This is a genomic window from Methylacidimicrobium tartarophylax (assembly GCF_902143375.2).
In the GTDB taxonomy this organism is placed as follows: domain Bacteria; phylum Verrucomicrobiota; class Verrucomicrobiia; order Methylacidiphilales; family Methylacidiphilaceae; genus Methylacidimicrobium; species Methylacidimicrobium tartarophylax.
Genome location: NZ_CABFVA020000006.1, coordinates 1 through 20,324, shown reverse-complemented (window position 1 = coordinate 20,324; position 20,324 = coordinate 1). Strand labels below are relative to the sequence as shown.

The 20,324-nt window shown below is 61.8% G+C and carries 18 protein-coding genes and 1 pseudogene; 17 read left to right on the top strand and 2 right to left on the bottom strand.

Annotation, left to right across the window (positions count from 1 at the left end):
• Positions 1 to 483: pseudogene (locus MAMT_RS00890) on the bottom strand (COX15/CtaA family protein); the annotation flags it as partial.
• Positions 484 to 700: 217 nt separating this feature from the next.
• Here MAMT_RS00890 and MAMT_RS00885 point away from each other — a divergent pair.
• Genes MAMT_RS00885 through MAMT_RS00875 form a run of 3 tightly spaced genes read left to right on the top strand, consistent with a single transcriptional unit; the run spans position 701 to position 3,652 of the window.
• Positions 701 to 1,660, top strand: coding sequence for an AAA family ATPase (locus MAMT_RS00885; RefSeq protein ID WP_142659063.1), 960 nt, complete (start codon positions 701 to 703; stop codon positions 1,658 to 1,660).
• Positions 1,661 to 1,682: 22 nt separating this feature from the next.
• A complete protein-coding gene (locus MAMT_RS00880) occupies positions 1,683 to 2,591 on the top strand; it encodes a DUF58 domain-containing protein (RefSeq protein ID WP_246186444.1) in 909 nt (302 codons plus the stop codon).
• A gap of 53 nt (positions 2,592 to 2,644) precedes the next feature.
• A complete protein-coding gene (locus tag MAMT_RS00875) occupies positions 2,645 to 3,652 on the top strand; it encodes a VWA domain-containing protein (protein WP_142659062.1) in 1,008 nt (335 codons plus the stop codon).
• Between the two features lie 25 nt (positions 3,653 to 3,677).
• Here the strand turns inward: MAMT_RS00875 and MAMT_RS00870 are convergent, their stop codons facing one another.
• Complete coding sequence (locus tag MAMT_RS00870; RefSeq protein WP_342799815.1) at positions 3,678 to 4,436, bottom strand: acyltransferase; 759 nt, start codon at positions 4,434 to 4,436, stop codon at positions 3,678 to 3,680.
• 98 nt (positions 4,437 to 4,534) lie between these two features.
• Between MAMT_RS00870 and MAMT_RS00865 the strand changes: the two genes are divergently transcribed.
• The 14 genes from MAMT_RS00865 to ftsA all read left to right on the top strand — a co-directional run.
• Complete coding sequence (locus MAMT_RS00865) at positions 4,535 to 4,963, top strand: division/cell wall cluster transcriptional repressor MraZ (RefSeq protein WP_142659061.1); 429 nt, start codon at positions 4,535 to 4,537, stop codon at positions 4,961 to 4,963.
• A 36-nt stretch (positions 4,964 to 4,999) separates the two neighbouring features.
• Positions 5,000 to 5,959 (top strand): 16S rRNA (cytosine(1402)-N(4))-methyltransferase RsmH, encoded by a 960-nt coding sequence (gene rsmH, locus MAMT_RS00860; RefSeq protein ID WP_246186443.1) that lies wholly within the window; start codon positions 5,000 to 5,002, stop codon positions 5,957 to 5,959.
• On the top strand, positions 5,956 to 6,321 hold the full coding sequence (locus MAMT_RS00855) for a hypothetical protein (RefSeq protein ID WP_142659060.1): 366 nt from the start codon (positions 5,956 to 5,958) through the stop codon (positions 6,319 to 6,321). The genes rsmH and MAMT_RS00855 overlap by 4 nt, the downstream gene beginning before the upstream one ends.
• Positions 6,318 to 8,072 (top strand): peptidoglycan D,D-transpeptidase FtsI family protein, encoded by a 1,755-nt coding sequence (locus MAMT_RS00850; protein WP_142659059.1) that lies wholly within the window; start codon positions 6,318 to 6,320, stop codon positions 8,070 to 8,072. Before MAMT_RS00855 ends, MAMT_RS00850 begins: the two co-directional genes overlap by 4 nt.
• A complete protein-coding gene (locus tag MAMT_RS00845; protein WP_142659058.1) occupies positions 8,069 to 9,547 on the top strand; it encodes a UDP-N-acetylmuramoyl-L-alanyl-D-glutamate--2,6-diaminopimelate ligase in 1,479 nt (492 codons plus the stop codon). The genes MAMT_RS00850 and MAMT_RS00845 overlap by 4 nt, the downstream gene beginning before the upstream one ends.
• Positions 9,548 to 9,553: 6 nt before the next feature.
• Positions 9,554 to 10,960, top strand: coding sequence for a UDP-N-acetylmuramoyl-tripeptide--D-alanyl-D-alanine ligase (locus MAMT_RS00840; protein ID WP_142659057.1), 1,407 nt, complete (start codon positions 9,554 to 9,556; stop codon positions 10,958 to 10,960).
• A 39-nt stretch (positions 10,961 to 10,999) separates the two neighbouring features.
• The gene (mraY, locus tag MAMT_RS00835) at positions 11,000 to 12,100 is read left to right on the top strand and encodes a phospho-N-acetylmuramoyl-pentapeptide-transferase (protein WP_142659056.1); all 1,101 of its coding nucleotides are present in this window, start codon (positions 11,000 to 11,002) and stop codon (positions 12,098 to 12,100) included.
• 28 nt (positions 12,101 to 12,128) lie between these two features.
• Positions 12,129 to 12,917, top strand: coding sequence for a LysM peptidoglycan-binding domain-containing protein (locus MAMT_RS00830; RefSeq protein ID WP_142659055.1), 789 nt, complete (start codon positions 12,129 to 12,131; stop codon positions 12,915 to 12,917).
• Positions 12,918 to 12,939: 22 nt separating this feature from the next.
• The gene (locus tag MAMT_RS00825) at positions 12,940 to 14,091 is read left to right on the top strand and encodes an FtsW/RodA/SpoVE family cell cycle protein (RefSeq protein ID WP_142659054.1); all 1,152 of its coding nucleotides are present in this window, start codon (positions 12,940 to 12,942) and stop codon (positions 14,089 to 14,091) included.
• The gene (gene murG, locus MAMT_RS00820; RefSeq protein ID WP_142659053.1) at positions 14,088 to 15,188 is read left to right on the top strand and encodes an undecaprenyldiphospho-muramoylpentapeptide beta-N-acetylglucosaminyltransferase; all 1,101 of its coding nucleotides are present in this window, start codon (positions 14,088 to 14,090) and stop codon (positions 15,186 to 15,188) included. The genes MAMT_RS00825 and murG overlap by 4 nt, the downstream gene beginning before the upstream one ends.
• Entirely contained in the window at positions 15,173 to 17,482 is a 2,310-nt protein-coding gene (gene murC, locus MAMT_RS00815; protein WP_142659052.1) for a UDP-N-acetylmuramate--L-alanine ligase, read from the top strand. Before murG ends, murC begins: the two co-directional genes overlap by 16 nt.
• Entirely contained in the window at positions 17,479 to 18,381 is a 903-nt protein-coding gene (locus MAMT_RS00810; RefSeq protein ID WP_142659051.1) for a D-alanine--D-alanine ligase, read from the top strand. The genes murC and MAMT_RS00810 overlap by 4 nt, the downstream gene beginning before the upstream one ends.
• 1 nt (position 18,382) lies before the next feature.
• Positions 18,383 to 19,243 carry a cell division protein FtsQ/DivIB gene (locus MAMT_RS00805; protein ID WP_142659050.1) on the top strand — a complete coding sequence of 287 codons (861 nt, stop codon included), beginning with the start codon at positions 18,383 to 18,385 and terminating at the stop codon, positions 19,241 to 19,243.
• 11 nt (positions 19,244 to 19,254) lie between these two features.
• A partial coding sequence (gene ftsA, locus MAMT_RS00800; protein WP_142659049.1) for a cell division protein FtsA occupies positions 19,255 to 20,324 on the top strand: 1,070 nt, incomplete at its 3' end.

The following is a 20,324-nucleotide window of genomic DNA, read 5'->3' as shown; positions in this document are numbered from 1 at the left end:
GGCGCCGGAGCCGGCGGGAAGCCATAGGCGCGTAGAGGTTGCAAGCCAGATCACGGCGACGAGAGCGAGGAAGCCCTGGGCCAAGGCGGCGTGAAGAATGCCCAGTCGGTCGGCCACCCAGACCACGCGAAGTCCTCCGACCACTCCCTGCAGGACGACCAGGAGTAGAGCGGCCAGGCCGGCCCACCGGAGCCACGATCGTGGCTCCCGGAGCCAGAGCCAGCCTGCTAACACGATCGTGAGGAGCCCGACCGCCGACGCCGCCAGACGATGGCTATGCTCGTAGAGCACCCCGCCCGCCCAGCGCGCGAAGGGAAGGGAGAACATATTGTAGCCGAAGCTCGTGGGCCAGTCGGGCACGGACATGCCCGACTCGGTGCTCGTCACGAGAGCCCCGACGCCGATCAGCACGAGGGTTGCCGCGACGAGGATGCCGGTAAACCAGTGGAGAGCCCTCGAAGGGGAAAGCTGTTGCGTTTCCAAGGGGGAAAAACGATCCTTAATCCCTTTACCTAATCCGATTTTTCTCCGCCTGTCACGCCTGATTTCATCGAGGCATCGTATGCCGGAAGAGAGGAGGGAGGGGCGGCAAATCCCCGATAGCGAAGTGAGTCGATCGGCGGCTTTGGAGGGCGCCGCCCCAAAAAAGAGCCTCGCGTCGGAAAAGGGACTCCTGGCTATACTGATCGACGGAGCAATCATGATAAAGGGACCGGAGTGGGCGCAGCGCATCCTGGGCGAGGTGCATAAGACCGTGCTTGGCCAGGACAAGATCATCGAGAGACTGCTGATCGCTCTTCTTTCCGGCGGCCATGTCTTGATCGAAGGAATGCCCGGCTTGGCCAAGACGCTGCTGGTCAAGAGTCTTGCTGCGGCGGTCGGGGTGCAATTCGAGCGGATCCAGTTTACTCCGGATCTTCTTCCGAGCGATGTCGTGGGAACGATGGTCTTCCAACCGCAGGAGGGTAGGTTTTATCCCCACCTGGGCCCGATTTTCGCCAATATCGTCTTGGCGGATGAAATCAATCGGGCGCCAGCCAAGGTGCAGAGTGCTCTTCTGGAAGCGATGCAGGAAAGGCAGGTGACCTTAGGGGGCGCCGCGCATCCACTGCCCGATCCCTTTCTTGTGCTCGCGACGCAGAATCCCATCGAGCAGGAGGGAACCTATCCGCTGCCGGAGGCGCAGGCGGACCGCTTTCTCTTCAAGGTCTTGGTGGATTACCCGTCGGAAGCCGAAGAGCGCTCGATGCTGCGTTTATGGGGGAGGTTGACGGAGACGCCGAAGGTTTCCGGAGTCTCGTCGGCCGAAGAGATCCGCCAGCTTCGTTCGCAGATCGATCAAGTCTACGTGAGCCCGGCCGTCGAGCGGTATATCCTGGAGCTTGTGCGAGCGAGTCGGCAGGAGGAGATCCTTGGTGGACAGAGGCTCCTTTCCTATGGAGGGTCGCCTCGCGCGTCGCTGGCTCTTTTCCTGGCGGGCCGCACGATGGCCTGGCTCCGCGGGCTCGACTATGTGAGCCCGGCGCTGATCCGAGAGATTTTTCCCGATGTCCTGCGTCATCGAGTAGGCTTGAGCTACGAGGCCGAAGCTCAGGGGATCCAAGTCGCCGGGGTCTTGGATCAGCTGCTCGAGAGGACCGCCATTCCCGAGGCGGATTGAGCAGGACGGCAAAACGGCATTCGTGCACTCGTCCGAAGATCTTTCTCGAGTCATTGCGGCCTGTGCGCTTTTGCGTCGCCTGGAATGGCGCGTACGCCACTCCACGAGATCCTTGTTGGAAGGAGGGTACCGGTCCGCCTTTCGCGGCAAGGGGATGGAGTTCGAGCAGGTGGTGCGCTACGAGTTTGGCGACGATGTGCGGGACATTGATTGGAATGTCACGGCTCGAAAGGGTGAGCCTTATCGCAAGAAGTTCGTGGAAGAGCGTGAGCTCTCACTTTTGCTGCTGGTCGAGGATAGTCCATCGCTCTGCTTCGGCTCTCAGGGTAAGACCAAGCGGGAGACCCTCTTGGAGGCCGCCTGTTTTTTGGGTGTGCTCTCCGCCGATAATCGCGACCGAACCGGCATTCTCCATGTCTATCCCGGCGGATATGTTCTCTATCCTCCGAAGCGCCATCGGCGCGGGATCCTCCGTTCGCTCTTGCAGCTTTTGACGAGCCGGTCTCCCGATCGCTGGCCTCTGCCGGAGCCGGAGATCCCGTGGAAAGTCGTCCACGCGGCGTTATCGAGCGGCGGAGTGCTGGTCTGGCTGGGCGATTTCTCGAGGGAAACAAAGCCTTTGGATTGGGTCGGGTTGCGATCGAAGTTTGAGTTGGTGGGGATTCGGATCGAAGATCCTTGGGAAAGGACTCTGCCGGATATGGGCATCATCGATGTCTTCGATCCAACCTCCGGAGAGTTTCTCTCCCTGAACACCTCTTCGCGCTCCGTTCGCCGGCTCCAGGAGGAGTGGGCGCGGGATCGGGAGAAGCGATGGAAGGAGCTTTTCCCCGTTCCTCGATCTCGTTGCGTACTGGGCACGGACGGCCTCATCTCCTCGGCACTCGCTCAATTCCTGCTTGCGCGCATGCGCGAAATGCATGTTGCTTAACGGGCGGCTCGGGCCAGAGGAAATGGCCGGAGTCGTGAGTTCCGTTTTTACACATGGGCCATCTGCGACTGGGACAGCCGTTCTTTCTCCTTCTCACCGCCCTCCTTCCGTTGCTTTTCTGGGCGAGAAGCCGGAGGAAATCTTCTGCCTGGCTGCTCCCGTTCTCCGGACGCTGGAAGCCCAAGCGGAAGACCGGCTCGGGGAAAATGGCGATCTTTTGCGCCTACGCCGGTCTGGTGCTGGCGATCATTGCTCTGGCGCGACCCTTGGAGGAGAGGGGGATCTTTCGCATTCCCCGGGAAGGATATGACATCCTGCTCGTTCTGGATCTCTCGGGAAGCATGCTGGCCGAGGATTATGAGCGGGGCGGTCGAACGGTGAGCCGGTTCGAGGCGGTGCAGGGTGTCGTGAAGTCTTTTCTGGAGAAGCGTGTGGGAGACCGGATCGGCCTCGTGGCTTTTTCCGGGCGGGCGTATACCGTAAGCCCATTGACCTTCGATCATCGCTGGCTCGATCGACAGATCGATCGGCTGGAGGTGGGAATGATCGAAGATGGGACGGCGATCGGCGACGCGGTCGGCCTCGCCCTTACTCGGCTGGCGGGCAAGCAGGCGAAGGAGGCGGAAAAGCGCAAGGGGAAGTTTCTCATTCTCTTAACCGATGGTGGGAATAATTGCGGAGCACTCTCCCCGGACGAAGCAATCGATCTGGCGATGCAAAAGAGGATTCCCATCTTTACCATTGGGGCTGGCCGTCTAGGCGAGGCGAACTCGTCCCTCTTCGAGGACGGGGGACAGAATGCAGCCAATGAGATGAGCCCTTCGGACCTCGATGAGGAGTTACTGCAGCGTATGGCGAAGCAGACCGGGGGACGCTATTTTCGAGCGCTCGACGAGGGAACGATTCGAGAAGCCTTTGCCGCGATCGATGCGGAAAAAAAGGTCGCGTTTTCCGATCGTCCCGGGCTGCTGACGGACGATCTCTACCCGTATTTCCTGGCTCCCGCGCTTCTCCTGTGGGGACTGGCCCTCTTCCTGGCTCGGCGCCGCCTGCTCGCTTGAGCCGGTGCGCGGCAAGGCTCGGCTTTCAGGCTGGGGAAGGATCTTCCACCACCAGAGGCCGCGTCGCAGCCTTGGCGACTGCTCTTTCCGGAAGGTAACCGCTCCAGACGACGCCCGGATGGATCAGCGCCCGGCGGCCGAGGATCGAGCCCGGATTGAGGACCGCGTTGCACCCGACTTGCGTATGATCCCCAAGGATCGCGCCGAACTTGCGCAGGCCCGTGGGAAAGACGGTTTCCCCGAAGTGGACCCGCACTTCGTCGCCGCGGAGGCGAAGGTTCGAGAGGATTGCGCCGGCGCCCATGTGGGCGTGGGCACCCAGGATCGAATCGCCCACATAGTTGAAATGCGGAACTTGCACGCCGTGGAAGAGAAGGGCGTTTTTGAACTCGCAGGAGTTGCCGAGGACGCAACGGTCCCCCACGATGACATTCTGCCGCACGAACGCTCCCGGGCGGATCGAGCAGTTCTCTCCGATCCAAGCCGGGCCCAGAAGAACGGCTCCCGCCTCGACGATGCTCCCTTTCCCGATCCGGACCTTAGGTCCGACGGTGGCGAGGGGAGACACCTCTCCCAGGATGGCGGGCTCCAGCCGATCCTCCAGGTAACGAGCGATCCGTGGTAGAGCTTCCCAAGCCCAGGAGATCCCGAGGAAAAGAGAGGCATGCGTCGTCTCGGAGAGATCCAGGAGATGATCCGGGGCAAAAGGAGATCGAAGCTCGGGCATGGCCCGAGCCGTAGCGATTTGCCGACCGGCACGCAAGCAGATTTCGTCTTCGTCCATTTCCCCGGGGAAACCCCTAGCGGAACCAGGAAAGTTTTTCTTGTCGAGTGGAGGATAGTGGAGCAAAGTGGCAAGTAACGGAGGGGAGTAAATCCCCGATGAACGCAAATTATACCGATACCTTCGAGCATGCCTTCGATGACAAGGGACGGATAACGATACCCTCCGAATGGCGGCAGGAGGGCTACGAGGCGCGGCTTTTTGCTTTCCCCTCCCGATCGAGTTGTCTGAAGGTCTATCCAGAGAGTTGGCTTGCCCGGCTCCAGGAACGAGTCAGCAACCTTTCCTTTCAGGACCCTTCGCGTCAGCAGGTGGAGGCTTTGGCACGCATCGCCCAGATGGTCGGCTGGGATCAGCAGGGAAGAATCGGAGTGAAGGAGCGGTTGCGAAAGCAGGCGGCATTGCGGAGGGAAGCGGTGCTGGCGGGCTGCTTTGATCACTTTGAAATCTGGAGTGCAGAGGCCTGGCGGGCGCTCCAGCCTGGACCCGCGAACTTAGAAGACGTGATGGAGAAGATGGGCTTGTGACGTGGGGTAGAGAGAGCGGGGAAACGAGGAAGAAGCATGGGCAATTCGATTTCGGCCGAGGGAGCGATGGACGGATCGCAGCATGAGCCGGTCTTGCTTCGCGAGCTGCTGGAGGCGGCCGCCCCGAGGGAAGGGGAATGCTGGATCGACGGCACCTTCGGTTTTGGGGGTCATGCCGTCGCCTTGCTCGATCGGGGCGCTCGGGTCCTGGCGATGGATCGCGATCCGGAGGCCGAGAAAAGGGCGGCGCTCCTGCAAGATGCGTGGGGCGAGCGGCTTTCCTTTGTTCAGAGGGATTTCGCCGAAATGGAGGCGGCGGTCTCCGGGATCGGTTGGGGCGCCGTCGATGGCGTGCTTCTCGATCTCGGGATCTCTTCCGGGCAATTGGATGATCCTTCGAGAGGGTTCAGCTTCCGTTGGGATGCCCCGCTCGATATGCGCATGGATCCGACGGGTCCGGTGACGGCAGGGGATCTTCTGCAAGAGCTCGGAGAAGAGGATCTGGCCAAGCTCTTTGCGGTTGTCGCTCGGCCCGGCGAGAGCCGGCGATTGGCCCGGGCGGTCGTGCGCGCCAGAGGGCAGGGGCGCTTGCAGACGACAGGCGACTTCGTGACGGCCATTGGGGCGGCTCGACCGTCGCACAGACGCATCCATCCGGCGACGCGGGCCTTCTTGGCGCTGAGGATGGCGGTCAACGACGAGTTGGGCTCGCTGGAGAGAGCTTTGCCGGCGTCGCTGCGTCTGCTTTCCTCCGGTGGCCGCCTGGCGGTCATCAGCTTTCACTCGGAGGAAGATCGCCGCGTGAAGCATTTCCTTCGGGAGCATCTGTTGCAGAAACCGGCGGCGACGTCCGGGGCGGAGGAGAGGCCTCAACCTGAGGAGGGCTTTGTCCGCCAGGCGCGGTTTCTTCCGACGAACGAGGAGAGACTGCGCAATCCGCGATCCCGAAGCGCCCGCTTGCGAGTGGGTTGGAAGGCAACCAGGAAGGATTTATGAGCGGAAACCAGGTGCGACATCTTGAGGCATTCCCGTTGCGCACGCTCGGGGGATGGATCGTGGCAGTTCTTTTCCTCGCGGGGGTCGGGATTGCGTTTCTCTCCTTTAAGAATCGAGTCGCTCGTCTTTCCATGGACGTGGCTCATTCCGAAAAGGAGTTGGTGCAGTGGAAAAAGAGGAACATGCGGGTGCAAGTAAGCATCGCCCGTGCGAGCTCCGCCGTGGAGCTGGAGAGAAGAATTGCCGCCTGGCATCTCGGGCTGGTTAAGACAAGCGAGCTCGAAGTAGTTCGCATGGAGGAGGGGAAACGCCCTGACGTTCTTGCGGGAACGACCGGGCGGGAACGACGGCGGCTGCCGTGAAAACTCGCCAACGATCGCTCTGGATTCTCGTTTTTCTCGCCTTCGGCTTCACGGTCGTTTCGCACCGGCTGGTCGAACTGCAACTCGTCGAGCATCCCAAGTATGCACGACTGGCGATGCTCAACCACTGTGCTCGCATCGACCTGCCGGCTCATCGGGGGATGATCGTCGACGTTCATGGGACCCCGCTCGCGCAGAGCCAAGCCGTGTATGAGGTCCGACTCGATGGGAAAAATCTACTCGATCCCGACCGGGCGCTTCCCAAGCTCGAAAGTCTGCTCGGTCTAGGGTCGGGAACTCTCTCGGGCAGCTTTCGGCGCAGCGAGAGGTATCGATTGCTGGCCAAGAAGGTCTCCGAAGACGTCGTCCAGAAGCTCACCACCTTTGAGCAGGAAGAGTTGCGAGAGTGGCGGACGAGTGGGAAGAGCCCGGAACCCTTCCTTCTTTTCCGCGAGGAGTTTGTCCGCGTTTATCCCAATGGGCCGGAAGGTGCGGCTGTGGTTGGCCTGCTGGACGGGGAGGGAAAGGGTGTCGCGGGAGTCGAGCGCGCTTTCGACCGGCAGTTGCGCGGTGTTCCGGGAGAGCGTTGGATCGAAAAGGATGTCTTGGGAAGGGAGATTCCGGTATACCGCGGCTTTAATGCCGCGCCCGTGGATGGCGCGACCGTGCGCCTGACCCTTGATTTGACGATCCAACACATCCTGGAAAAGGGGCTGGACAATCTCGATCGGGAGTTTCGGCCGAAGGCGATCTGCTCCGTCGTGATACGGCCATCGACAGGAGAAGTCCTTGGCATGGCTGTCCGGCCCACGTTCGATCCGAACGATGGAGAGCATGTGCACGCGGAGCGGCTGCGCAACCGGTGCTTGACCGATCCCATGGAGCCCGGCTCGATCTTCAAGATCGTCACTCTTGGGGCTGCTTTGCAGGAAAGGGAGGTATCCCTCGATACGCCGGTCAACTGCGAAAATGGCTCCTTCTCCTACGCCGGATTTGTTTTGCACGACAGCCATCCGTACGGGGTGCTGACCGTCCGGGAAGTGACCGCCAAGTCGAGCAATATCGGGTTCGCCAAGCTGGGCATCGGCTTGGGAGCGGCCCGGCTCTATCGGTACGCTCGCGCCTTTGGAATTAGCTCCGCATCCGGGATCTTGCCATGGCAAGGAGAGTCGGCGGGGGTTCTCCGCGCGCCCTGGCAGTGGTCGAAGCTTTCGATCAGCCGGATCCCGATGGGGCAGGAGGTGATGGTCACCCCAATCCAGATGGCCCAGGCGATGGCGGTCATTGCGAATGGAGGATTATTCATGAAGCCCATGCTGGTCCGAGGATGGATATCGCCGGAAGGGCGTTCCCTCTCCTATGTAGCTCCGGAACAGGTTCGCCGAGTGATTTCGGAGAAGACGGCGCGATGGGCTTCTCTTGCCCTCGCCAGTGTGGTTGCCAAGGGAGGCACCGGAACGAAAGCGGCCGTTCCTGGATTTACGGTAGCGGGAAAGACCGGGACCGCGCAAAAGGCGGTCGGGGGAAGCTACGGACACGGTCGATACATTTCTTCTTTCATCGGATATTTACCGGAGGAAGATCCTCAATTTGTGCTTCTGATCATGGTAGACGAGCCAAAGGGAGCGCACTACTACGGCGGGGAGGTCGCCGCTCCCGCCTTCAGTGCCATGGCCGCGCAGATTGCGGAAGCTTTGGGCGTCGTGCCAAGGAGCGCTCCGGCCCGGGCCGCACACGTAGGAGCGTTGTGACGCTTCGGGATCTCTTGGTCGCTGTTGAGCCTTGCGAGGTGGCAGGGAAGGTCGATCCTCCGGTCTCGGGGCTCTGCTACGATTCGCGCGTCGTCAAGTCGGGGGACGTCTTTTTTGCTTGGGAAGGCACCAGGACCGATGGCCACCAGTTCCTTCCGGACGTCATCCGAAGGGGAGCGGCGGCCATCGTCGGGGAGAGGGTCTTGGAGACGCCCCCCGCTCAGATCCCCTACGTTCGAGTCGCCAACGCCCGCGAGGCGCTGGCCCGGATGGCGGACCTTTTCTATGGGCATCCAAGCGCTTCCCTGGATCTAGTCGGGATTACGGGAACCAACGGGAAGACGACGACCGCGTTTCTCGTCCACCACGTCCTCGAGAGGGCAGGGCGCAAGGCGGGCCTCATCGGCACGGTGCGGTACCAGGTGGGAGAATCCATTCTGCCCGCGCGGAGAACGACGCCGGAAGGGAGCGACTTGCAGGAGCTGCTCGCCCGAATGCACGAGGACGGCTGCCGAGCCGCTGTGCTCGAAGTCTCCTCTCACGCACTGGCGCAGGGTAGGGTTGCGGGACTCGTCTTTGCCATCGGGATCTTTACCAACTTGACTTCGGATCATCTCGATTTTCATGGAAGCGTCGAGGGCTACGGAGCCGCAAAGACCTTGCTCTTCGAGCGGCTCGCCGCTTCGAAAAATCCGGCTGCCGCCGTAGTCAACGCGGACGATCCGGCTTGGAGGGCTCTGGGTTCGGTATCCCGAAAGCCGGAGAGGGTCTTCTTCTATAGCGCCTTGGGGGCACCTCTGGCCGATTTTCGCGCCGAGGGGGTGCGTAAGGACTCTTCGGGAAGCTCCTTTCTCTTGTCCTATCCGGGGGGATCGCTTTCGGTCAGGATCCCTTTGCTGGGATCCTTCAATGTCGAAAATGCCCTTGGGGCATTTGCCGCCTGCTTCGCTCTTGGCATCGCCCCCCAGGAGATCGCAAGAGCGTTGGAGGCCTTTCCCGGGGTGCCGGGCAGGATGGAGCGCTTTTGCTCCTCGGACGGAGTCATCGCCGTGGTGGATTACGCTCATACGGAGGATGCGCTGCGCAAAACGCTGCTGACACTCCGGGAACTGGCGCCGAAGCGGTTGTGGATCGTCGTCGGTTGCGGAGGGGATCGCGATCGGACGAAGCGACCGAGGATGGCGGCCGCCGCTTGCGCGCTTTCGGATCGGGTCGTCTTCACTGCCGATAATCCGCGAAACGAATCGATGGACCAGATCTTCGCGGACATGGAGAAAGGCGTGCCGGAGGGGGGCCGCCCAGCCTGGATTCCGGACCGTTTTCAGGCGATCGAGCATGCGTTGCGGGAAGCCGAAGGGGGCGACCTCGTTTGTGTAGCCGGCAAGGGACATGAAACGACCCAGGAAGTGCAAGGAGCCTTTCTCTCCTTCGACGACCGGAGCGTCGTAAGCAAGATTTTGGCGGAGAGAGGATAGAGTAATATGGAACCCTGTTCTCTCGGGAACATCGAGGGATGGAGCGGCGGGTCCCGAAAGCGGGGGGATGCCGGGCTCGTCCTTTCTCGCGTGCATACCGATTCGCGGACCCTTCGGCCCGGTGACTGCTTCTGGGCTCTTTCCGGGGCCAACTTCGATGGGAACGATTTCGTGGAGGAAGCCTTTCGTCGCGGGGCAAAAGCCGCCGTTGTCAGTCGCTCGATGGAGCATCTTTCCCTTCCCGCCGGTGCCGGCCTTGTCGAGGTGGCGGATACCCTTGCCGCCCTGCAGCGGTTTGCGCGTCAGTATCGCCGGACTCTCCCGGCCAAAATTGTCGCGGTGAGCGGAAGCAGTGGAAAGACGACGACCAAGGAGTTGATCTTGCATGTATTGCGCAGGCGCTTCTCCGCGCTCGGCAACGCAGGAAATCGAAACAATCAGATCGGTTTGCCCCTCGCCCTTCTCGACTTTTCCCCAAAGATCGACTTCGGTGTCCTCGAAATGGGGACAAACCATCCGGGGGAGATCGCCCGCCTTGCGGCCATCGCCGCTCCGGATATCGGGGTTCTCACCAATATCGGCCAGGCTCACGTCGGCTTCTTCGGAAGCGAAGAGGCCATTGCGGAGGAAAAGGGTGCCCTCTTGGCCGCCCTTCCTCCGGAGGGAGGGGCGGTCCTCTCAGACGAGGATGGTTGGATCCGCCGAATCTCCGGCCGGAGCCGGGCTCCGGTTCTCTGGGTCGGCAGCGGTCCTGAGGCGGCTTGGCGGGCCCGGCAGATCGAGATGAAGGAAGAAGGGGTTCACTTCCTGCTCCAGGGGGATTCGGGGGAGCTGCCGGTGCAGCTCCGAACGGCGTCCCGGGCAGTGATCACCGACGCCTTGCTGGCGGCGGGGGTGGGAAAGCTGGCGGGGCTGTCGGCCGAGGAGATCGTTCGGGCATTGGAGGAAGCGGTCTATCCGGCCCACCGAATGGAGGTGCATCGCTTTTCGGAGGGCTGGGTCATCGACGATAGCTACAATGCCAATCCGGATTCGGCTCTCGCGGCTCTTCGTGCTCTGGCGGAATTCCCCAAAGGCGATCGGAGAGGTGCAGTCCTCGGTTCCATGGGCGAGCTGGGCTCACAATCCCCGGCTCTCCATGAACGTTTGGGACGGAGCGCCGGCGCCTTGCCTCTTGCTTTCTTGATCGTCGTCGGGCCCGAGGCGGTCTGGCTGGCCCGGGGAGCGTCCGAGGGAGGGCTTCCCGCAGAAAAGATTCATCCGTGTGCGAACGCGGAGGAGGCGATCCGGGAGCTGCGAGCCTTGCGTCAGGCGGGCGACGTGATCTTGGTGAAGGGCTCCCGGTTTCTTGGGCTCGAACGATTGGTGCATGCTCTCTTGAGCGCGGATGGCGGCGGCAAAGGGCCAGAATGAGCAGGCAAGAGGCAAAGGCGGAGCGAAAGGGGGTTCGAGGTGCTCTACTACCTACATTTGCTTTCCGGGCATTTTATCGGGTTTAACGTATTTCGTTACATCACGTTCCGGTCGGTCGCCGCGGCGCTCACGGCTCTCTTTATCTCTTGGCTCTTCGGTCGGCCCATGATCGCGATGCTCCGCCGCTTGAAGATGGGCCAGCCGATTCGCGGAAAGGAGGAAGTGAGACAGTTGGCCGATTTACACGGAGCAAAGGCCGGGACACCCACGATGGGTGGGTTGCTGATCCTCTCGTCCCTAGCCGGAAGCTGCCTTCTCTGGGCCGTGCCGACAAACCGTTTTCTCTGGATCTGCTTGGGGGGGACGGCCGCGCTGGGAGCCCTCGGCTTTTGGGATGATTATCTCAAGGTGGTACAGAAAAAGTCCGCGGGAATCCCCGGTCGCGTCAAGCTGTTGGTCCAGGCTGCCGTTGCCCTGATCGCCGGAGCGCTTCTCCTCGCAGGGCATGAGACAGGCCGGGAAGCGAGCAAGATCGCGGTTCCCTTCCTGAAATCCATCTCGCGGATCGAACTCGGATGGGCGGCCCTTCCCTTCTTTCTACTGGTCGTCATGGGCTCGTCGAACGCGGTCAACCTCACCGACGGCCTCGATGGACTGGCGATTGGATGCTCCATCGGTGTCGCGCTGGTTTTTGCCGTTTTCTCCTATGTGGCGGGTCGTCCGGACTGGAGTGCCTATCTTTTCGTACCCCACGTGCGAGGTGCGGACGAACTGGCCGTTTTCTGCGCGGCACTCCTGGGAGCCTGTATCGGCTTTCTCTGGTATAACTGTCATCCCGCCGAAGTCTTTATGGGCGATACCGGCTCCTTGGCGATCGGTGGGGCTTTCGGCCTGGTGTCCATTTCCATCGGCCAGGAGCTTCTTCTTGTTGTCGCGGGCGGCGTCTTCGTCCTCGAAGCTCTTTCGGTCATGATCCAGGTCGGCTCCTTTCGATTGACCGGGAAACGAGTCTTTGCCATGGCTCCGCTGCACCACCATTTCGAGCTGAAAGGCTGGGGGGAGTCGCGGGTCACCGTCCGCTTCTGGATTTGGAGCCTGCTCTGCGGGCTCCTGGCGCTCTCGAGCCTCAAACTGAGATGAAAGTGTTCCTTCGCGGAGGATTCGGCCCATGAAGAGAAAAACGCGTTCTTCCGCCAAGGTGCTTCGCTGGAAGGCTTCGGGCCCGCCGAGGGGAATCGCAGCAGGCGGCTCTTCGGGCGGGATGGAGTTGGTGCAGCAACAACTGCCGTTCAAGGAGGGCACGGCGGGCCTGCGGGTGATCACCGTGATTCTGGCGGTCATGCTGCTCCACGTTGTCTTTATCGGTGGGATCGCTCTCTACAATCTTTTCGTTGGAGGAACGAAATCCGCACGGATCGATGGCAGCGGCCAGAAGGGTCCGGTTGCGGCGGCTGCCTCGGGCAGCAGGCTGCTGGGAAAGCCAGAAGGGGTGAAAGGCTCGGCAGGAGCGCCCTCTTCCCCGGTCCCCTCGCTCGTCCGCGGGAGCGGCGGGAAGCGCAGAACCGATCTCTCCCGGGTTTCGGGTACGGAAGATCCGGGACAGAAAAAGGGGGTCAAAAAACAGCTTCGCCGTCTCTCCTCCAAGGAGAGTGCGGGAGAGTCGGTCTCGCCCGAGTCGGCCGCAGCGACAGAGCGACGGAGCGGAACGGCTCCTCCCGAGTCGGGACGGAACGAGCCGACAAGCCCGGCGTCTCCCGTGGAGGCCTCTTCCCGAACCTACCACGTGGTGCACGGAGACACGCTCTGGCGGATTGCGCGCCGCTTCCACGTTGGACTATCCGACTTGATGGCCGCGAACGGGTTGAGCGCTTCGAGCAAGTTGCATATCGGACAGGAGCTTCGCATTCCACCAACTAAGCCGGCCCGGTCCCGCCGGGGCACCGGTGTGGAAGGCTGATGCGAAAGGTGAGGGGGAAGGAGTGAGGGAAAGACAGCTTCACCGGTGGGTCGGATATGGTCTGACCCTGGTCGTCTTTGCGCTCCTGGGACTCGGGCTGATCGCCCTCTATAGTGCGGCCGGGCGTTTCGTGGGCGACAAGGACACCTCTCTTCTTCCCCTCGTGGAGAGGCAGCTCTGCTGGATCGGCTTAGGGATCGCCGTCGGTGCCATCCTCACGCGTATCGATTATCATTGGTTCTTGAAACATTCGTGGGCGTTCCTGGGAATCGGACTGGTTCTCCTCACGCTCTGCTTCCTTCCCGGAATCGGCCGCCGCGTCCACGGATCCGCCCGCTGGCTTTCCCTCGGTCCCTTGACTCTGCAACCTTCGGAGCTCATGAAATGGGCTCTCTGTCTCTTTGCCGCAGCCCAGTTGGGAAAAGTGGGTTCACGCCGGCAACGATGGCGGCGCTACGCCACGGTCTTATTGGTGACCCTCGCGTTCGCGGGCATCCTTCTTCTTGCGCGCGATCTGGGTAGTGCCGCTCTCTATCTGACTCTGGCGATGGTGGTTTTGGTCATTGCCGGGCTGCCTCTGTGGATCGTTGGGCCGGGCAGCCTCGCGGCCGCCGGCGCGATTCTCGCGGTGGCTTTGAGCATACCCGAGCGGAGAGCCCGGCTGCTCGCCTTCTGGAACATGGACAGCGACAAGCAGGGGAAGGCCTATCAGGTATGGCAGGCGCTGGTGGCTCTCGGTTCCGGCGGGGTGACCGGGCTCGGATTGGGGAACAGCCGGCAGAAGATGTATTATCTGCCGGAAGCAACGACCGATTTTATTTTTCCGATCCTTGGGGAGGAGCTTGGTCTTTGGGTGACCTTGGGAGTGGTGTTGGCGTATCTTGTGCTCGCCTTGTGCGGTGGGTGGATCGCGCTCTTTGCGCCCGACGGGGAGGGAGTGATACTCGGTATGGGACTAGTCACGCTGATCGCCGTGCAGGCGATCGCCAACCTCGGAGTCGTGACGGGGCTCTTGCCGAACAAGGGCCTGCCCTTGCCCTTCATCAGCTATGGCGGATCGAATCTTCTCTTTTGCCTCATGGCCCTGGGCACCCTTCTCAACATTCATCGCCAGGGAGGCCGGGGCTCGGCTTTTTCCGTGGAGTCCCAAGGAGCGCAGCGCAGCGGGTTATGACCAAGAAACGTGTCGTCATCGCTTGCGGAGGCACGGGCGGGCATCTTCTGCCGGGCCTGGCCGTCGCCGAGGAGTTACGGCGACGGGGCAAGGAGGTCTGTCTGCTTCTCTCGGAAAAGTCGATCGATCGAACCGCCTTGGAAGGCGAAGGGGATTATCCTTGGGAGACACTTCCGACCATGGGGTGGCCCGGAGCATTTTCGGCCAAAACGCCGGCTTTTTTTCTGCGCCTCTGGCGGAGTGGGCGGAGTTGCGCCGCCCTCTTTAGCAGGCTGGGGCCCGGGGCGGTTCTTGGCATGGGCGGCTTTCTGAGCGCAGCCCCGCTCCTCGTGGCCAAGAGACGGCGGATTGCAACCGTCTTGCATGAATCGAATGCCGTGCCCGGTCTCGTGACGCGCCTCTTCTCTCATCGGGTCGACCGGCTCCTCTTGGGTTTTGACGCTTGCCGGGAGCGGCTGCCCGGAATCTCGACGATTGTGACCGGTACCCCTTTGCGCAGCAGTCTTCGTAGAGTTCCCCGCAGCGAGGCTGCACAGGCGCTCGGCTTATCAGCCGACCGCCCGACGATTCTCGTGCTGGGAGGCAGCCAGGGAGCCCAGGCGCTCAATCGTCTTTTGCGGGAGGGGGCATCTGCCTTGGTACAAGCCTCGGATCTGGTGCAGATTCTTCATCTTTCGGGTCCGGCGGATCGTGAGGCCTGCCTGGCTGCCTATCGGTCTCACCGGATTCCCGCGGTTGTGGAGAGCTTTTCCCACCGGATGGACCTTTTTTACAGCTTGGCCGACATCGCGGTTGCGCGCGCCGGAGCGGCCACTCTCTCGGAAGTGGCTTTCTACGGGCTGCCCAGCATCTTGGTCCCCTTCCCCTTTGCCGCCGACGACCATCAGCGCGCCAACGCAAAAGCTTTCGTGGCAGCCGGCGCCAGTTTGACCTACGATCAAGCGACCCTGACCGGAGAGCGGCTGGCGACGAAACTAAGGGAGATTTTGAACGACGACCAGAGGCGGCGGGAGATGGGCCGATCGGCTGCGCGCTTGGCCCGGCCGGAGGCGGCGCGGGCTGTGGCGGAGGAGGTGGAAAGATGCATGCACGGTTGACGGGTCGATGGACCGGCTGTTTGAGTCGGCGGGCACGGATCCATCTGGTCGGTGTGGCGGGCTCCGGAGTAGGGCCGCTTGCTCGCCTCTTGCTGCTGCTGGGTCATCAAGTTTCGGGATCCGATCGGCGCAGGACCCCCGCCGTCGCGGATCTCGAAGAATTAGGGCTCCGCTTTTCCTGCGGCCACGACGGGGATCTACCGGAAGGAGTCGATCTGCTGGTCTACTCCTCTGCCGTCGGGGAGGACAATCCCGAGCGCAAGGTCGCGGCGGCACACGGGATTCCGACCGCCCGACGAGCCGACCTGCTCCAGGAGCTCTGCCGCGCCAAGCAATCGATCGTTGTCGCGGGAATGCACGGAAAAACGACGACCACGGCGCTCCTCGCCCACATCCTGCTCCGGAGCGGATGGGAGCCATCCTACTACGTCGGGGGAGAGGCCCCCGTTCTTGGTGCGAATTCCGATTGGGGAAGAGGGGATTACATGATTGTCGAGGGCGACGAGAGCGACGGCACGCTCGCTTCCTTTGAGCCCAACTATGCCGTGCTCCTGAATGTGGAGGAAGAGCATCTCGACTTCTATCCGGGGATGGAAGCGATTTGCTCGGTTTTCGAGACCTTCTTGAATCGGTGTTCGGAAAAGATCATCTATTGCGCGGACGACCGCTATGCATCCAAGCTCTGCGCCGGGCGCAACAACGCGGTGGGCTATGGACTCGGTCCGGACGGGCGGTATCGCGCCGAAGGGTTGAAGCTAGGGCCGTTCGAAAGCACTTTCCTTTTGGTGGCGGGAGGCGTGCCGCTCGGGGAGATCCGCATCCCTCTGCCGGGAAGACAAAATGTCCAGAATGCCCTGGCCGGAATCGCCCTGAGCTTGGAGCTCGGGCTACCCTTCGCCGACATCGGTGCGGCGATGGCGGCCTTCCGGGGGGTCAAGCGGCGCTTCGAGGTGCTTTTCGCAGGTCCATCGTTTCTCGTGGTCGATGACTACGCGCACCATCCCACGGAGATTCGAGCGACGCTGGCTGCGGCCCGGGGAGCCGGGCGCAAGCGGGTGGTGGCTCTTTTTCAGCCGCACCGGTATTCCCGCGCTCATGGACTGGAAAAAGAGTTTGCGACGGCATTCGCTGGGGCGGATCTGGTCTTGGTGACGGACATCTACGGTGCGGGCGAGAAACCGATCGAAGGGGTCAATTCGGAGCGGCTGGTCCGGACGATCGCCGAGGGGAGTGGGGTAAGGGTGCTCTCCGCCCGCACTGCCGCGGAAGCGAAGCGAACGGCGGCGGCAAGCTTGCGCCCGGGAGATCTCTTTTTGGCCATGGGGGCAGGAGATGTGCACCGGGTGGCTCGAGCGCTTGCCGAGCAGTGCTCGCTCTATGAGGAGCTGCAGCGATCCTTGTCTTCGTCCGCGGTTGTCGCGATGGGGGAATGCCTTGCTGGTCATACGGCGGCCGGGGTGGGCGGACCCGCGGAATTTTGGTGCGAACCCGCCTCTCGGGAGGACGTCTGTCGTCTGGTCAAGATCGCCCGGCGAGAGAAGATCCCTCTGACGGTGCTGGGCGCCGGTGCCGGGATCCTGATTCTCGACGGGGGGATTCGCGGCATCTGCTTGAGCCTTCGCCACCCATCCTTATCTCGGGTCGTGGTTGACGGAGATCGGGTGGAAGCCGGCGGCGGAGCTCTCCTCGCTCAAGTGGCCGCCGAGACCGCGCGTCAAGGAACAGAGGGTTTCGACTTCCTTGCCGATGCCGCAGGGACCGTGGGAGCACTGCTGGCTCAAGGAGCGGGTAGGCTCCGGGAGCGCTTCGCGAGTCATGTCGAGGAAATCGTCTTGGTGGACGGGGAAGGGGAGTTGCGGACCTTGTCCCGAGGAGAGAGCGAGCCATGGCTCAAGGATGGGCGCACCGGCAATCTCGGCATTGTCGTCGGTGTACGGCTGCGGATGCTTTCCCGCGAAAAAGAAAAAGCTCCCTTGCTCCGCGTTGCCGGTTCCGATTCTGGATCCGGAGAAGGCAGAGTCCGTGAGAAGAGCGATCGATGGCTGGACGGAGTCTTCCGAAATCCCGAAGGAGCGGACCTGGAAGAGATCTGGACTAGGCTGGGGCCCGACCCGATCGTGGTCAACGGTGCATCGGTCGATCCGTCCCTCCCCAACCGAGTGCGGCTGCGGGGGGAAGCCAAAACGGCGGATGTGCTGGCCGTCCTGGAAGAGGTTCGTGAGCGGTTGCGCAAAAAGGCAGGAGTCGAACTAGCTTGCAACCTGGCGATCGTCGGGGAAAAGGAGCATTCGTGAACGAGAAACTTCGAGTGGTGGTATTGGAAGGTGGACTTTCGCAGGAGAGAGCGGTCTCGCTGCAATCGGGGCGGGCCGTGACCGCAGCCTTGCGGCAGCTCGGCTATCCGGTCGAGGAGATCGATTTGAAGGAGGCGGAGGTTCTGATTCCCGACGGCACGGATATCGTCTTTCTCTGTTTGCACGGAACGTTCGGGGAAGACGGACAGGTGCAGAGGCTGCTCCTGCGTCGCGGAATCCCGTTCACGGGCAGCGGTGCGGAAGCCAGCGAGCGGGCTTTTGACAAGTCGTGGAGCAAGGAGGTCTTCCAAAAAGTCGGCGTGCCGACCCCGAATTGGGCCCTGGCGCGTTCCGCCGATCAGTTGCCTCTGCCTCTTCCCTTTGTGATCAAGCCCGCGCGGCAGGGCTCGAGCTTCGGGGTGAGCCGTGTCTTTCAGAAGGAGGAGTATCCGGAGGCCTATGCCAAAGCCCAGGCGGAGGATCATCTCGTCGTTGCGGAATCCTATATCGAAGGACGGGAACTCACGGTGGGCATCTTGGGGGACGAACTCCTGCCCATCGTGGAGATCCGGCCAAAGACCGGATTCTATGACTATCGCAACAAGTATACCGCGGGAGCCAGCGACTACCTCTGTCCCGCGCCTCTTTCCCCGGGCCAAGCCCGCGCGGCGGCCGAAGCGGCGCTTGCCGGTTATCGAGCCTTGGGCTGCACGGTCTACGGGAGGGTGGATGTGTTCTTGGATGCGGACGGGAAGCCCTGGGTGCTGGAGGTGAACACGATTCCCGGCATGACGGAGACGAGCCTTCTTCCCAAAGCGGCTCAGGCCGCCGGGATCGCTTTCCCGCAACTCTGCGAAAGGGTGCTTCGGCTCTCTTGGTTGAAAAGGCGAGAAGCGTGAGATGAACCGCTTTCGCAAGCCAGTCCGTCGAAGACGGGCTCAGAAGAGCGTGCTCCAGACAAAAGCGGGTCCGCAGCAACGCCGACGGGCGTTTTTGCGGCGTCTCTCGTCCCTGGTTCTCCTGGTGGCCGCCTTCTTGGTCATCGGTGTCGGCGGGTACTATGCCGGCACTCGTTTGGCTCTCCCCTTTCTCTCCCGTGATTCGCGGTATGCGCTCCGGGAAATCCTCGTGGAGGGCACGGCGCATCTGCCTCGCAAGGAGATCTTGTCCGCATCGGGATTGCACCCGGGCCAGAACTTGCTGGGGGTTTCGCTGCCGCAGGTGTATCAAGCCGTTACGGCTCTTCCCTACGTACAGCGCGCTTCGGTTCGTCGACTGCTTCCCGATCGGATCGCCATCACGGTCGAGGAGCGGGTTCCGCTCGCGAAGTTCTGGACGAAAGGAAAGCGATTTGCGGGTCAGAATTTGTGCATCGATCTCCAGGGAATTGTTTTCGTGGCGAGAAAGGGCGAGGTCGTTTCACTCTTGCCCGAGCTCGAAGGCGTGCCCTCCGACGAGTTGGAGATCGGAAATCGTCTGGATAGTCCGGAATGTCGTGGCGCGGTGCGACTGCTCGGGTTGCTTCAGGGGACGCCTTCCTTGCGGAATCTCCTCGATCCCGCAAGTATCGACGTCTCGGGCCGTCTCTGCCTGAAAGTCGTTACCCGAGATGGGATCAGCGTCGTCTTGCGTCTGGATCATCTGGAGAGACAGATGAAAAGGCTGCAAAAGATCTACACCTTTTCGCAGAGCCGCGGTCGTAAGGTGGCTTCCGTCGATTTAACTCCGGAGCAGAATGTTCCGGTCATTTTTGAATATTAGGGGTCTTTTCGATGTTTGGCGGCAAATCTCGGTCGGTTCTCGTCGGATTGGAAGCGGGAACCAGCAAAATCAAGGTGGCCGTAGCCGAACTCGGTGCCGATGGATCCCTCTCCCTCCTTGGAGTAGCGGAAAGCCCGTCGACGCACATTCGCAAATGCGAAATCACCGATTTCGAGATGACGCAGAAGGCGATCCATCAGGCGATCCTGGACGCGGAAGCAAAAACCGACGTTTCGATCGGAGAGGTTTACTTGGCGATTTCGGGCGCCCATATTCGCTCTTTCCAGAGCCGTCTCGCGCTCGATTTGGGCGAGGAAGGGACGATGATCGAGGAGGGTCATCTGCGCGAGTTGCGCGAACTCGTGCGCCAGCAGGCCCTGCCGCCGGGTCAGATCTTGCTGCACGACCTGTTACAGACCTATATTCTCGACGACGGCACGGCGACCGCCAACCCTGCCGGTCTCTTCTCGCGCCGGCTGATGGCCGATTATCACCTGGTTTCCGGGATTGCGACGCGCCTTCAGACCACGGTCCACTGCGTAAAGGATCTCTCCCTGCACGTCAAAGGATATGCCCTATCGAGTTATGCCACCGCCCAGGCGCTCCTGACCTCGGAGCAGAAGAGCTTCGGCTCCCTCGTGATCAACTGTGGAGCGGGAATTACCGATTACATCGTTTATCGGAACGGCTTCGTAGCCCATTCCGGCACGCTCGGGGTGGGAGGAGACCACCTCACCAACGATCTCGCCGTCGCGGTCAAGATTCCGTTTCCCCGAGCCGAGGAGCTCAAGAGGACCCACGGCACGGTGGATCTGCGGGAGGAGACGGCGCATCGACGGGTCAGCCTTCCCGCAGAAGGGCCCTACGAGCAGCGATTCGTCCCGATGTCCCTGGTCGTGGAAGTTCTCCAGGCGCGCCAGGCGGAGATTTTTGAAATCATTCGGGAAGATTTGGAAGCGCAGCCCTTCTGGGAAACTTTCTCCGGAACGGTTTTTCTGACGGGGGGAGGCTCCCATCTGGATGGCATTCAGAAAATGGCCGCAAAAGTGTTTGACCGGCCCGTGGAAGCGGCGAAGCCGCT